The sequence below is a fragment of the Pseudomonas weihenstephanensis genome (assembly GCF_001043055.1).
Lineage (GTDB): Bacteria > Pseudomonadota > Gammaproteobacteria > Pseudomonadales > Pseudomonadaceae > Aquipseudomonas > Aquipseudomonas weihenstephanensis.
The window spans coordinates 217,032-229,499 of record NZ_JYLF01000001.1; the positions used below are offsets into that span (position 1 = coordinate 217,032).

At 56.7% G+C, this 12,468-nt stretch carries 10 protein-coding genes and 4 tRNA genes; 8 read left to right on the forward strand and 6 right to left on the reverse strand.

What is annotated here, in order from left to right:
- The first annotated feature begins 131 nt into the window (after positions 1–131).
- From rluD to TU86_RS01130, 7 genes are all read left to right on the forward strand, one after another.
- Positions 132–1,094: a 23S rRNA pseudouridine(1911/1915/1917) synthase RluD gene (gene rluD, locus TU86_RS01100; protein WP_048363011.1), complete on the forward strand. Its 963-nt coding sequence runs from the start codon at positions 132–134 to the stop codon at positions 1,092–1,094.
- Positions 1,091–1,825 (forward strand): peptidoglycan editing factor PgeF, encoded by a 735-nt coding sequence (pgeF, locus tag TU86_RS01105; protein WP_048362471.1) that lies wholly within the window; start codon positions 1,091–1,093, stop codon positions 1,823–1,825. Before rluD ends, pgeF begins: the two co-directional genes overlap by 4 nt.
- Before the next feature lie 120 nt (positions 1,826–1,945).
- Positions 1,946–4,510 (forward strand): ATP-dependent chaperone ClpB, encoded by a 2,565-nt coding sequence (gene clpB, locus TU86_RS01110; protein WP_048362472.1) that lies wholly within the window; start codon positions 1,946–1,948, stop codon positions 4,508–4,510.
- 310 nt (positions 4,511–4,820) lie between these two features.
- Positions 4,821–4,896, forward strand: a tRNA-Asn gene (locus TU86_RS01115).
- A gap of 9 nt (positions 4,897–4,905) precedes the next feature.
- A tRNA-Pro gene (locus TU86_RS01120) sits at positions 4,906–4,982 on the forward strand.
- 5 nt (positions 4,983–4,987) lie between these two features.
- A tRNA-Lys gene (locus TU86_RS01125) sits at positions 4,988–5,063 on the forward strand.
- A 94-nt stretch (positions 5,064–5,157) separates the two neighbouring features.
- Positions 5,158–5,234, forward strand: a tRNA-Pro gene (locus tag TU86_RS01130).
- A gap of 285 nt (positions 5,235–5,519) precedes the next feature.
- Here TU86_RS01130 and TU86_RS01135 read toward each other — a convergent pair.
- On the reverse strand, positions 5,520–7,049 hold the full coding sequence (locus TU86_RS01135) for an amino acid permease (RefSeq protein WP_048362473.1): 1,530 nt from the start codon (positions 7,047–7,049) through the stop codon (positions 5,520–5,522).
- A 24-nt stretch (positions 7,050–7,073) separates the two neighbouring features.
- Positions 7,074–8,018, reverse strand: a complete 945-nt coding sequence (gene glsA / locus TU86_RS01140) for a glutaminase A (RefSeq protein WP_048362474.1) — start codon at positions 8,016–8,018, stop codon at positions 7,074–7,076.
- A gap of 168 nt (positions 8,019–8,186) precedes the next feature.
- Here glsA and gad point away from each other — a divergent pair, with 168 nt between their 5' ends.
- Complete coding sequence (gene gad, locus TU86_RS01145) at positions 8,187–9,584, forward strand: glutamate decarboxylase (RefSeq protein WP_048362475.1); 1,398 nt, start codon at positions 8,187–8,189, stop codon at positions 9,582–9,584.
- 69 nt (positions 9,585–9,653) lie between these two features.
- Here the strand turns inward: gad and TU86_RS01150 are convergent, their stop codons facing one another.
- The 4 genes from TU86_RS01150 to TU86_RS01165 all read right to left on the reverse strand — a co-directional run bounded on the left by TU86_RS01150 (position 9,654) and on the right by TU86_RS01165 (position 12,404).
- The gene (locus TU86_RS01150; RefSeq protein WP_048362476.1) at positions 9,654–10,955 is read right to left on the reverse strand and encodes an NAD(P)/FAD-dependent oxidoreductase; all 1,302 of its coding nucleotides are present in this window, start codon (positions 10,953–10,955) and stop codon (positions 9,654–9,656) included.
- 66 nt (positions 10,956–11,021) lie between these two features.
- Positions 11,022–11,195: a DUF3094 family protein gene (locus TU86_RS01155; protein WP_048362477.1), complete on the reverse strand. Its 174-nt coding sequence runs from the start codon at positions 11,193–11,195 to the stop codon at positions 11,022–11,024.
- A 55-nt stretch (positions 11,196–11,250) separates the two neighbouring features.
- On the reverse strand, positions 11,251–11,778 hold the full coding sequence (locus TU86_RS01160; RefSeq protein WP_048362478.1) for an MOSC domain-containing protein: 528 nt from the start codon (positions 11,776–11,778) through the stop codon (positions 11,251–11,253).
- Positions 11,775–12,404, reverse strand: a complete 630-nt coding sequence (locus TU86_RS01165; RefSeq protein ID WP_048362479.1) for a DUF1780 domain-containing protein — start codon at positions 12,402–12,404, stop codon at positions 11,775–11,777. Before TU86_RS01165 ends, TU86_RS01160 begins: the two co-directional genes overlap by 4 nt.
- Between the last annotated feature and the right edge of the window lie 64 nt (positions 12,405–12,468).

The window sequence follows — 12,468 nt, forward strand, 5'->3', positions numbered from 1 at the left end:
TGACGGCCGCTGTCTTGGGCGAGGCCGTCCTGTTATGATGAGCGCCCCGTGAAAAGCCTCGGGGCAAAAGACGCCGTATTTAACCACAAGCGCGCAGCCGAAACCAAAGGCTTGGCGCCGTCCTGATGAGCATGTCCGAGAAAATACTACTTCGCGCAGAGGTGCCGTCCGAATTGGGCGGCCAACGCCTCGATCAAGTCGCCGCACAATTATTCGCTGAGCACTCGCGCTCGCGCCTTTCCGCCTGGATCAAGGACGGCCGCCTCACTGTGGACGGAGGCGTCATACGTCCCCGTGACATCGTGCACGGTGGTGCCATCCTGGAGCTGACTGCCGAGCAGGAAGCCCAGGGTGAGTGGGTCGCCCAAGACATCCCCCTGGACATCGTTTACGAAGACGATGAAATCCTGGTCATCAACAAGCCTGCGGGCCTGGTGGTGCACCCGGCTGCCGGGCATGCCGATGGCACTTTGCTCAATGCGTTGCTCCATCACGTACCGGACATTGTCAATGTGCCGCGTGCGGGGATCGTGCACCGTCTGGACAAAGACACCACCGGTCTGATGGTGGTCGCCAAGACCATCCAGGCGCAGACGCAACTGGTCACACAGTTGCAAAGCCGCAGTGTCAGCCGGATCTATGAGTGCATTGTTATCGGTGTCGTCACCGCCGGGGGCAAGATCGACGCGCCCATCGGCCGTCACGGCCAGCAACGCCAGCGCATGGCGGTAATGGAAGGCGGTAAACAGGCGGTGAGTCATTACCGCGTGCTTGAGCGCTTCCGTTCCCACACGCATGTGCGGGTCAAGCTGGAAACCGGGCGTACGCACCAGATTCGTGTGCATATGTCTCACATTAACTTCCCGTTGGTCGGAGACCCTGCCTACGGCGGTCGCTTCCGCATCCCGCCGGCAGCCAGTGTGACCATGGTCGAGTCGCTGAAAAACTTTCCGCGCCAAGCCCTGCACGCACGCTTCCTTGAGTTGGATCATCCGACGACCGGTAAGCGCATGAGCTGGGAATCACCATTGCCAGACGACTTTGTCTGGTTGCTGACCCTGCTCAAGCAAGACCGCGAGGCGTTCATCGGATGAACACCTTCCTGATTCCTGACTGGCCAGCGCCGGCAGGCATCAGGGCCTGCGTGACCACCCGTGCGAACGGTGTCAGTGTGGCGCCGTTCGACAGCTTCAATCTGGGCGATCATGTTGGCGACGACCCCGTTGCCGTCGCACATAACCGCCAGCGCCTGACCCAAATTTTCGATGTGCAGCCCGCTTGGCTCAGCCAGGTTCACGGGGTTGTCGTCGCGCCTGCCGATCCGCAGCAGATTGTCGAGGCTGACGCCAGCTGGACGGCTACGCCAGGTATCGCCTGTACGGTGATGACCGCCGACTGTTTGCCTGCACTGTTCTGCGACCGTGCCGGCACCCGCGTGGCGGCCGCGCATGCGGGGTGGCGGGGGTTGGCCGCAGGTGTCCTTGAAGCCGCAGCTTTAAGCCTCAATGTTGAACCTTGTGACATATTGGTCTGGCTGGGGCCTGCCATCGGCCCGAGAGCCTTTGAAGTCGGTGCCGAGGTGCGTGACGTCTTTATAGAGGACATGCCTCACGCTGGCACAGCGTTTGTACCCAGCATCAACGCCGGGCGCTTTATGGCTGACATTTACGCGCTGGCGCGCCTGCGGTTGGCACGCTGCGGTATCACTGCGGTCTATGGTGGCGGCTTTTGTACGGTCACCGACCCACGCTTTTATTCCTACCGGCGCAGTCCTCGTACTGGCCGTTTCGCATCACTGGTCTGGATCGAATCATCCCCACGCTGATCTGCGTCATTCGTCTTACGCTTGAAACTCCCAGAATTGCCCGCATCTACTAAGGTATCTGGCAGGTTTCTTCATTCAGGAGTTTCCATCCCTCCGGCCTGCTCATAAGGAAGGTGACGAATGCGTATAGATAGATTAACCAGCAAGTTGCAATTGGCGTTGTCCGATGCTCAGTCATTGGCTGTTGGCCATGACCATCCGGCGATTGAGCCCGCGCACTTGATGCAGGCATTGCTGGAACAGCAGGGCGGCTCAATCAAGCCTTTGCTGATGCAAGTCGGTTTTGATGTAAACAGCCTGCGTAAAGAGCTGACCAAAGAGCTCGATCAACTGCCAAAAATTCAGAATCCTACCGGCGACGTAAACATGTCGCAGGATTTGGCACGATTGCTGAACCAGGCCGACCGTCTGGCGCAACAGAAAGGCGACCAGTACATCACCAGCGAAATCGTATTGCTGGCGGCGATGGACGATAACAGCAAGCTGGGCAAGCTGTTGCTGGGGCAGGGCGTGAGCAAAAAAGCCCTGGAAAACGCCATCAACAACCTGCGCGGCGGCGAAGCCGTCAATGACCCGAACGCTGAAGAGTCGCGCCAGGCGCTGGATAAATACACCATCGACCTGACCAAGCGTGCCGAAGAAGGCAAGCTCGACCCGGTGATTGGCCGTGACGATGAAATTCGTCGCACCATTCAAGTGTTGCAGCGTCGGACTAAAAACAACCCGGTGCTGATCGGTGAGCCTGGCGTGGGTAAAACCGCCATCGCCGAAGGTTTGGCTCAACGGATCATCAACGGTGAAGTGCCTGACGGCTTGAAAGGCAAACGCCTGTTGTCGCTGGACATTGGTGCGCTGATTGCGGGTGCCAAGTTCCGTGGCGAGTTCGAAGAGCGCCTGAAATCATTGCTCAACGAGCTGTCGAAACAGGAAGGGCAAATCATCCTGTTTATCGACGAGTTGCATGTCATGGTCGGTGCCGGTAAAGGCGAAGGCGCGATGGACGCGGGCAACATGCTCAAGCCTGCGTTGGCTCGGGGTGAGTTGCACTGTGTGGGTGCTACCACCCTCAACGAGTACCGCCAATACATTGAAAAAGACGCAGCACTTGAGCGTCGTTTCCAAAAAGTACTGGTGGATGAGCCGAGCGAAGAAGACACCATCGCCATCCTGCGTGGCCTGAAAGAGCGTTATGAGGTTCACCACAAGGTTGCGATTACGGACGGTGCGATCATTGCGGCGGCCAAACTCAGCCATCGCTATATCACCGATCGCCAGTTGCCTGACAAGGCGATTGACCTGATCGACGAAGCGGCCAGCCGTATTCGTATGGAAATCGACTCCAAGCCCGAAGTGCTGGACCGCTTGGAGCGCCGCCTGATTCAACTGAAAGTTGAAGCCCAGGCGTTGAAGAAAGAAGAAGACGAGGCAGCGAAAAAACGTCTCGAAAAATTGCAGGAAGAAATCGAGCGCCTTGAGCGTGAGTATTCCGACCTGGAAGAAATCTGGACTTCGGAAAAAGCCGAAGTGCAGGGCTCTGCCCAGATCCAGCAAAAGATCGAGCAAGCGCGTCAGGAACTGGAAGTCGCACGCCGCAGCGGTAACCTGAACCGCATGGCCGAGTTGCAGTACGGGATCATTCCTGACCTGGAACGCAGCCTGCAAATGGTCGACGAGCACAGCAAAACTGAGAACCAGTTGTTGCGCAGCAAAGTGACTGAAGAGGAAATCGCTGAAGTCGTCTCGAAATGGACCGGTATTCCCGTGTCCAAAATGCTCGAAGGCGAGCGCGACAAGCTGATGAAGATGGAAAGCTTGCTGCACCAACGTGTGATTGGTCAGGACGAGGCGGTTGTAGCCGTGTCCAATGCGGTACGTCGTTCGCGTGCAGGGTTGAGTGACCCGAACCGTCCTAGCGGCTCGTTTATGTTCCTTGGCCCAACCGGTGTCGGTAAAACCGAGTTGTGCAAGGCGCTGGCCGAGTTCCTCTTTGATACTGAAGAGGCGATGGTGCGCATCGACATGTCCGAGTTCATGGAGAAACATTCCGTGGCTCGTCTGATTGGTGCACCACCAGGCTACGTGGGCTACGAAGAGGGTGGCTACCTGACCGAAGCTGTGCGCCGCAAGCCTTACTCGGTGATTCTGCTGGACGAAGTCGAGAAGGCGCATCCGGACGTGTTCAACGTGCTGCTGCAAGTGCTTGAGGACGGTCGACTGACAGACAGCCACGGTCGTACAGTCGATTTCCGCAACACGGTGATCGTGATGACCTCCAACCTGGGGTCTGCACAGATCCAGGAGCTGGTCGGTGATCGCGAAGCGCAACGGGCGGCGGTGATGGATGCGGTGAGTACGCACTTCCGGCCGGAGTTTGTGAACCGGATCGACGAAGTGGTGATCTTCGAGCCTCTGGCCCGTGATCAGATCGCCGGTATCGCGGAGATCCAGTTGGGTCGCCTGCGCAGTCGTCTGGTTGAGCGTGACCTGAGGCTGGAATTGAGCCAGGAGGCTTTGGACAAGTTGATTGCGGTAGGTTACGACCCGGTATATGGCGCGCGGCCTCTGAAACGTGCGATCCAGCGCTGGATCGAAAACCCGCTGGCTCAACTGATTCTGTCCGGTCAGTTCCTGCCAGGCTCGACGGTCGTGGCTACGGTGAAAGACGACGAAATCGTCTTCGCCTAACGCTCTACAGCGGTGTTTTGAAGAAGGCCTCGCACTGCGAGGCCTTTTTTTAGTTTTTTTCGTTAGGGTGTTGATCCGTAAGGAAAACACTTGTAAGATGCGCCCCGCAGTAAGTCACCCGCAACGGCAGATTGGCCCAAACCAAGATGCTCGCTAGAAGAGCTAACACATTGTCTTCTAACGAAAAATAAGGGTTGACAAGGGTTTGAAAGGTTGTAGAATGGCCCGCCTCAGAGACGTCAACGTAGCGATACGCTGAAGTCAACGAGAGTTGCAAAGAGTTACAATGTTGTAGATTGAAATATGTAGTTCCGCGATAGCTCAGTTGGTAGAGCAAATGACTGTTAATCATTGGGTCCCTGGTTCGAGTCCAGGTCGTGGAGCCATTTTCAAGCCGGGGTATAGCGCAGTCCGGTAGCGCGCCTGCTTTGGGAGCAGGATGTCAGGAGTTCGAATCCCCTTACCCCGACCATTTTTGGGTCGTTAGCTCAGTTGGTAGAGCAGTTGGCTTTTAACCAATTGGTCGTAGGTTCGAATCCCACACGACCCACCATTTTTGGCTCCAGTTCACTGGGGTTAGATCTTAAGATCAGAGGCCAAAAGCACTGATCGCAGAAGGCGCCTCTTTGAAGGTGCCTTTTTTTTACCGGGGTATAGCGCAGTCCGGTAGCGCGCCTGCTTTGGGAGCAGGATGTCAGGAGTTCGAATCCCCTTACCCCGACCATTTTCTGCCCGGCAGTAATGGGTGTAGAAAATCAGGCTCTGACGCCAATCGCGTCAAAAGCCATTAAAAAAAGCGTCCTGGGGACGCTTTTTTTATGCCTGTAGAAAAGTCATTTGAAGCCATGTAGCCGTTGACGGGTTCCGCGCGGCTACGTCTGGCAGCGCAGCGGTTGTAAATCAGCTGTCGCGACCGCTCAAAAGGTCGTGGACTCAGGATTTACAATCACCGCGCATTCGCCCGTAGCCTGCGGCAACTGCTACGGGAGCCAGGTGTGCCTGCGACGGTTCAAGCTTTGGCCGCCTTATCATCCGCGTCCTGAAGATCCTGCAACGCAGCTGAATATTGATCGGCTTCCGCCTTCGGCACCATCTGCCATGACGGTTTGCGCACCGCATAGAAGATAAAAGGCGGCACGCCAGCAATCACCAGGCCGATTAGCAAGATCCCCGCATATTCGAAAAACGGCATATGGCTGAAGTTGTTGGGCGGAATAAACCCAAAGATCAGTGCCACGCACGTCGAGAACAGCCCCAAGTAACACCAGCCATGCAGTCCTTTGAGGACAAAGCCGCGTTTAACCGTAGGTTGAGTTTTACGTAGCTTCATGGCCGCCAAAAACATAAACACATAAATAATCAGATACATCAGTGCCGCCATGGCGCTGATCATCCAAAACGCGTCGGACACGTTGTCGATAAAGATGTAAATGGTCGACAGCAAGGTCACGATGACCGCTTGCAGATACAAAATATTTTTTTGTACCCCCTTCGCGTTCACTTTTTGCAGGCTGGGCGGCAGCATCCCCGCTTTACCGACAAATAACAGGCCGGTCGACGGTCCGCCTGTCCAGGCCAACACGCCACCCAAAGCACCAATAATCAACAATACAGCCATGATTTTGGTTGCCCACGGCATGCCAAAGCCCTCGAAGAACGCGGCATACGCTTGAATCACACCAGCGGTGAGGCTGGTTGAATCGGCGGGCACGACCAGTGAAATCGCCACGGTAGGCGGGATAAACACCAACATGATCAACACAAACGCTAGCAAGATAGCCCGCGGCATTTCTTTTTGCGGATTACGCAGCTCGCGGGCGTGAATGGCGTTCATTTCGATACCGGCAAATGCCAGAAAGTTACCCACAATCAACACCAGCCCCGAGATGGAACCGGTGAACTCGCGCCACAGATCGCCGTGCAAATTATGCGCACCGGACTTCACGGTTTGGTGGGTGTCAAAAATGGTAGGGATCAAGGCATCCCAGGTCAGTGGGGTCGCCGATTTATGCCCCAATACCAACCACGCAACGCCCAATATCACCAACAACGCGGCGGGTAGCGCAGTACCCAGTAGCATGAACCACGACGTCAGCTTGGACAGCGTGGTCATACCGTTTAGCGTGATAAACGTCGACATCCAATACAGCACGATGATCACCGTGGCGGTAAAAACGCCACTTTTGGCCAACTCAGGATTTATGAGATAGGCCATGGTGCTCGCGCCGAACCCCAGCACGATGGGATACCACACCACCACTTGAATCCACATGAACCACATGATGAAAAAGCCGGGCCTATCGCCATATGCCTGGCGTACCCAGCCATAAATTCCGCCGTTCCAGCCCGTACCCAGTTCAGAGGCGACCAGCGATACGGGGATGAAGAACAACAGCGCCGGGATGATGTACAAAAAAACCGAACCCAGGCCATACACCGCCATGCTCGGCAGTGAACGGATACTGGCAACTGCGGCGACCATCATGAAGCAGATCGTCAGCCATGAGATGTAAGTTTTAGCCTTGCTGGTGGTAGCCATAACGTCACCCTCCATGTCGCGTGATTAATCCAGCAGGCTCAAATTGAGCGTGCGGCTGAGGTGCTCAGCGGCCAGTTGGCCGCGAACGCTGTTGCCCGCTACATCCAGTGGTGGCGCAAACGCCGCGATTGCACAGACACCCGGCACCACGGCCAGAATCCCGCCGCCCACCCCGCTTTTGCCAGGCAGGCCGACTTTGTAATACCAGTCGCCCGTGGTGTCATACAGGCCATTCAAGGTCATTTCGGCCAGTATGGGGGCAACGTTTTTGGCCTCGACCACGCGTTGTTGCGTCATCGGGTTAACCCCGCCATTGGCAAGCGTTACGCCCATCGTCACCAAATCGCGGCAGGTGATCGCCACTGAGCATTGACGGGTATACACGTCGCACACTTGCATCGGATCGGCATGCATGTAGCCGTAGCTCTGAAGCAGCCAGGCAATCCCCCGGTTGTGCTGATTGCTCGACGCTTCGGACGTATACACCTCTTCGTTTACCGCCAGTTCGTGTCCGGCAAACGCGTTGTAGGTCGCGTGAATTTTCTCCCAGCGCTCTTTTGCCGTCTGTGCCTTGAGCAGGCTCACTGTGGCCATTGCCCCGGCGTTGACGAATGGGTTGAGCGGTCGCCCCTTATGCAGCTCCAGCGCTACCACCGAGTTGAAAGGTTCGCCCGTGGGGTCACAGCCAATCTTGCTGCGCAAGGACTGCGGCCCAATGTCATCCAGTACATGGGCCAGGGTAAATACCTTGGAAATCGACTCGATGGCAAAGGCGTAATCGGTGTCACCGACCTCGGCATGGGTGCCATCACAAAACATGATGCTGATGCCGAACAGGTTGGCCGGGACTGAAGCCAAGTACGGGATGTAGCTGGCATTTTTACCGTGGTGGTTGCTGGCAAAGCGTTGATGGGCTGTTTGCAGTGCGTGAGTCACTGAATCGTCAACCGTGGTGGGTTGTATTTTCATTGCGCTCGCTCCGTGCGGACGATGGGTCGCGAGGAACTATAGGACGGAATTCGGGGGTATGCCCGCAGGCAGGGCAAAGTCGAAATGCTTGTCTATGCTGTTAGCCCAACGCTGAGCCAGTGAGAGGAGGTCGGCCCAGCCACTGTCGATTACACAAGGAGAGTTCACATGGCGCTGCACCGAATCAAACGTCATCGCGACACCGACCCCGTTTTTGGCTCATCGGCACTGGCCCATGCCGCAGCAACCAAATTGTTCCCCGAGGCAGAGCAATCTGCGCGTGAGGTTTACCAATTGGTTCATGACGAGTTGTACCTGGACGGTAACGCTCGCCAGAACCTCGCGACTTTCTGCCAGACCTGGGAAGAAGACGAAGTTCACAAACTCATGGACCTGTCGATCGACAAGAACATGATCGACAAGGACGAGTACCCGCAGTCCGCCGAGCTTGAAAGTCGTTGTATCCACATGCTTGCCGACTTATGGCATTCGCCTGCTGCCGCGACCACCATCGGCACGTCCACGGTAGGTTCCAGCGAAGCGTGCATGCTCGGTGGCCTGGCCGCCCTGTGGCGCTGGCGTGCAGCCCGCAAAACCGCAGGCAAACCGACCACCACACCGAACATGGTCTGCGGACCGGTTCAAGTGTGCTGGCATAAATTTGCGCGTTATTGGGACGTTGAAATTCGCGAAGTGCCCATGTCAGAAGGGCAATGGTTCATGACCCCGCAAGACATGCTCGAACGAGTCGATGAAAACACCATCGTGGTGGTCCCGACCTTTGGCCAAACCTTTACGGGCCTGTATGAAACGGTGAAGCCGCTTTCTGATGCGCTGGATGATCTTGAAAAGCGCAACGGTCTGAACGTGGCAATTCACGTCGACGGGGCAAGTGGCGCAATGCTGGCCCCGTTCTGTGCGCCGGACATTGAGTGGGACTTCCGCCTGTCGCGGGTCAAGTCCATCAGCACCTCAGGGCATAAGTTCGGTTTGGCTCCGCTGGGTGCAGGCTGGGTGGTATGGCGCGATGCGCAGGACTTACCTGAAGGCCTGATCTTTCATGTGAATTATCTGGGCGGAGACATGCCGACATTCGCCCTCAACTTTTCGCGTCCGGCGGGGCAGATCATTGCGCAGTACTACAACTTTTTGCGTTTAGGCCGTGAAGGGTATGAGCGCATTCACTCGGCGTGCTACGAAACTGCGCAGTTTTTAGCGCGTGAACTGGTCAAAATCGGGCCGTTTGAAATGCTCTATAACGGTGATCCGCAGTTGGGGATTCCGGCGTTGACCTGGCGACTGAAGCCGGGCGCTAACGCCAATTTTTCGCTGTACGACTTGGCAGACCGTTTGCGCATACGCGGATGGCTCGTCCCGGCCTATAGCCTGCCGGCAAACGTTGAAAATGTAGTCGTGCAAAGGATTTTAGTGCGTCAAGGCTTGTCAATCGACATGGCCAAGCTGTTGCTGGCGGACTTTGAGCGGGACATTAAATTCTTTGAGGAGCATCAGCCTCACGGCTTTAAAGGCCGTGAAGCTGAGGCGGGCAATCACGCCGGGCGCTAATAGCCCTGTCGCTGGCAAAGGTTGCGAGTTTTTAACCCGCAGCCTGCGGCAGCGACTACAGATTTAGCATTAATGCAGTTTCAGGCGCGGCTCGGTGCCGCGTCCGATTCGGCTACCCAGCATCAGCATCAAGGTGCGGAAGGTGCCGTACAGCGCCATTTGGTGCATACGATACAGCGAGATATAGAACATCCGTGCCAGCCAGCCTTCGAGCATGACAGTGCCCATCAAGCTGCCCATCAAGTTACCCACAGCCGAAAAGCTCGACAGCGAAATCAGCGAGCCGTAATCGCGGTAGTGGTAATCCGGCAGGCTGGATTTGCCTTCCAGTCGCAATTTCAACGATTTTGCCAGCAGCGATGCTTGTTGGTGCGCCGCTTGAGCGCGAGGCGGCACCATCCGGTCTGTGCCGGGTTGCGGGCATGCCGCGCAGTCACCAAAGGCGAAAATATTGTCATCGCGGGTGGTTTGCAGGGTCGGGCGCACCACCAATTGGTTGATGCGGTTGGTTTCTAGCCCGGCAATGTCTTTCAAAAAGCCCGGTGCACGAATGCCAGCGGCCCATACCTTCAGGCTTGCAGGAATGACCTGGCCGTCTTTGGTGATCAGGCTATCGGCCGTCACTTCGCTCACGGCTGAGTTGGTCAGCACCGTGACCCCGAGTTTTTCCAGCGTCTTGTGCACAGGCCCGCCGATGCGCTCCGGCAGCGCGGGCAATACCCGCGGCCCGGCTTCGATCACGGTGATGTGCATGTTTTCGGGTTTGATTCGGTCCAGCCCATAAGCCGCCAGCTCGTGTGCGGCATTGTGCAACTCGGCCGCCAATTCAACGCCGGTAGCGCCCGCGCCCACGATGGCAACGCTGATGTTTTCAATGGCGTCGGTTTGGCCTGCGTGTGCGCGCAGGTAATGGTTAAGCAACTGTTGATGGAATTTTTCGGCTTGTTTGCGCGTATCCAAAAACAGGCAATGCTCAGCGGCGCCCAAGGTGCCGAAATCGTTGGTGGTACTGCCCACCGCAATCACCAGCGTGTCATAGCTCAGCTCGCGTGCGGGAACCAGCTCTTCGCCGTTTTCATCGAGGGTTGCCGACAATGAGATATTTTTCGCCTCGCGATCCAAACCACTCATGCGCCCCAGCTGAAACTCGAAATGGTTCCATTTGGCTTGAGCGACGTAGTTGAGTTCATCTTCGGAGGAGTTCAGCGACCCCGCAGCGACTTCATGCAGCAAGGGTTTCCAGATGTGGGTCAGGTTGGCGTCGACCAGCGTAACGCGGGCTTTGCCGCGTTTACCCAGAGTTTTGCCCAGGCGGGTCGCCAACTCCAGGCCGCCGGCGCCGCCGCCGACAATCACAATACGATGGGTCATAGGTATCACTCTCAAGGCTTGAAAAAAAATTCTGTGCTGGAGTCAGTTGGGCGAGCGCCATGCAGCTCATAGCGCCAAATAACTCAGGAGGCGGCTCAAAAAGCCCATGCTGATGACCACGATCAGTACCACCCCAAGGAGCAGCCACGGCCTGAAGGGCCGGCGCTCAACCTGATGCTGTGGCAGTTTCAGATACTCTTCGACACGTTGTTGGTCATCTGGGTTCAAGCGACTGGACATAGCATTTGCCTCGTCAGATAGACGTTGCGGGATGTGTAAAAGCTACAGCTTTGATTCAGCCGGGATGAAAAGAAGCATAGCCGCTGGGGCCTAAAGGCTCGACCCGCAGTTCGTCGTCTAGACGAATGATTCCACTTTCTATAACCCTGGCCGTAATCCCTCCGTGGCCGCGCACGGCTTGAAACGTGCCAGCGCCCAGCCGCTGTTCAAGTCGCGCGCACGGTTGGCACCAGCCCGTGGTCTCAAACATCGCCCCGCCAATGCTGAAGCGCCGCCCTTTGAGGCTGAACAAATTGATACCGCTGACCACAATGTTGCGTCGCAAATCTTGAGGTAACACGGGGTTGTCAGCAGGTCGGCCCAGCAGCGAATTAATCACCGCCAAGTGCTCCCATTGAATCAACGTGACTTGTCGCGCATTGCGTGCACCGGGGCGCGCGTGGTCGCCAGTCAATCCGGCTTCGCGGCGTGCTTCTACCGCGCCAAGCTCCAACAGGTCGGCGCGGGAGGCGGGGCGCACGCCGATCCAGCGCACGCGCCCCGTTTGCGGGACGTGGGCGATCAGTTCTTGTAATGGGCTCACAGACTGATTCCGACATCAAAAATAATGCTGCGCCCCAAATTACTGCGCAGGAAGTCTGGCGCATCCGGTTGCGCAAACAGCACCCTGGCGAAGGTTGGCCCCACCAGCGACAGCGAGCGCCACCCCATGCGCAAATATTCGGTGGGCGGCGGGAAGTGGCTGTTGAGGTCCAGCACCTCACGTTTGAGGCTGGAAAACGCAATGATGTCCAACTGCCCCAAGTCGATATCGCGCTCGCGGTAATTGGTGGCCTTTTTGTGCAGTGTGGGGCCGAGCCGTTGCAGCAACTTGCTGGCGGGTATGCGTTTGGGCCGGGCTTCGCGGCGTACCAATTGGCTCAATGAGTAAGCATTGCGACGACGTTGCAGCTCGTCGCGCCATTCATCGCTCAGGCGCCGGCCTTCATCAAGGACAAAGAACACCTCAAACCGCGCATCGCGAAATAAAACGTCCGGCGGCTCGTGATCGGGCTGGGTGAAGTCTTGTGTGTGATAGCCAATATTCAAGCCTTGTAGCAGGCGCTGGCAGACCCAACGCTCACGCTCCCATTTGCGGGCATTGGACAAAAAGGCATTGGCTTGCTCCGCCTGAATGGTTAACAGGCGTAAATAATCAGAGTCATCCATGCGCGCAGCTTAGCCTCCAAACGCGTGTGACTCCAAGTGCGCGGTGTAGACTGAGCCGTATTAT

Bases quoted from the DNA above. Each gene is read 5' to 3' on its own strand.
- rluD (WP_048363011.1), top strand. From the start codon at position 132: ATGTCCGAGAAAATACTACTTCGCGCAGAGGTGCCGTCCGAATTGGGC.
- pgeF (WP_048362471.1), top strand. From the start codon at position 1,091: ATGAACACCTTCCTGATTCCTGACTGGCCAGCGCCGGCAGGCATCAGG.
- clpB (WP_048362472.1), top strand. From the start codon at position 1,946: ATGCGTATAGATAGATTAACCAGCAAGTTGCAATTGGCGTTGTCCGAT.
- TU86_RS01135 (WP_048362473.1), bottom strand. From the start codon at position 7,049: ATGGCTACCACCAGCAAGGCTAAAACTTACATCTCATGGCTGACGATC.
- glsA (WP_048362474.1), bottom strand. From the start codon at position 8,018: ATGAAAATACAACCCACCACGGTTGACGATTCAGTGACTCACGCACTG.
- gad (WP_048362475.1), top strand. From the start codon at position 8,187: ATGGCGCTGCACCGAATCAAACGTCATCGCGACACCGACCCCGTTTTT.
- TU86_RS01150 (WP_048362476.1), bottom strand. From the start codon at position 10,955: ATGACCCATCGTATTGTGATTGTCGGCGGCGGCGCCGGCGGCCTGGAG.
- TU86_RS01155 (WP_048362477.1), bottom strand. From the start codon at position 11,195: ATGTCCAGTCGCTTGAACCCAGATGACCAACAACGTGTCGAAGAGTAT.
- TU86_RS01165 (WP_048362479.1), bottom strand. From the start codon at position 12,404: ATGGATGACTCTGATTATTTACGCCTGTTAACCATTCAGGCGGAGCAA.